Origin of the sequence: Streptococcus parasanguinis (genome assembly GCF_001578955.1) — a bacterium.
In the GTDB taxonomy this organism is placed as follows: Bacteria; Bacillota; Bacilli; order Lactobacillales; family Streptococcaceae; genus Streptococcus; species Streptococcus parasanguinis_U.
This window is the reverse complement of record NZ_KQ969689.1, coordinates 677,542-678,078: the sequence shown is the minus strand read 5'-3', so window position 1 is coordinate 678,078 and position 537 is coordinate 677,542. Positions and strand designations below refer to the sequence as shown.

Annotated in this window: 1 pseudogene; it reads right to left on the bottom strand. The window is 46.2% G+C overall.

Going from position 1 to position 537, the window contains the following annotated elements:
• Window positions 1–407 (bottom strand): annotated as a pseudogene (locus SPADD19_RS03240) (DUF6574 domain-containing protein); the annotation flags it as partial.
• Window positions 408–537: the final 130 nt, after the last annotated feature.

Here is a 537-nt window from a genome sequence, read left to right as displayed (position 1 = left end):
AAAGCAGGTCCATTCGCTGGAGCAGCTTGAGGGGCCGGTTCTTGAACTGGAGCTGCTACTGGTTCTTCTGCAGGAGCAGTTGGTGCTGCTGGTGCTGCTGGCGCTGCAACAAACTCTGGAGCTTGAGGAGCTGCTGGCGCTGCAACAAACTCTGGGGCTTGTGGAGCAGCAACTGGTTCTTCCACAGGTGCAGTTGGTGCTGCGACAAATTCTGGGGCTTGTGGAGCAGCAACTGGTTCTTCCACAGGTGCAGTTGGTGCTGCGACAAATTCTGGGGCTTGTGGGGTTTCTGGAACCACTACTTCTTCTTGAAATTCTCCTGCAGCCAGTGCTTGAGCAATTTCTTCTGCACTAGCAGAACGACCATTTACGGCTTCGAAATAATCCAGCCAATCTTGTTTTGACATAATGAATCTCCTTAACTATTGTTTATACTAGGGTATTATACAAAATTTCTGAACCATTTTCAATGAAAGACTGGAAAATCCCTGTAATATCTTTTGAAAAACATACAAATTCTACTCATATTTAGAAATT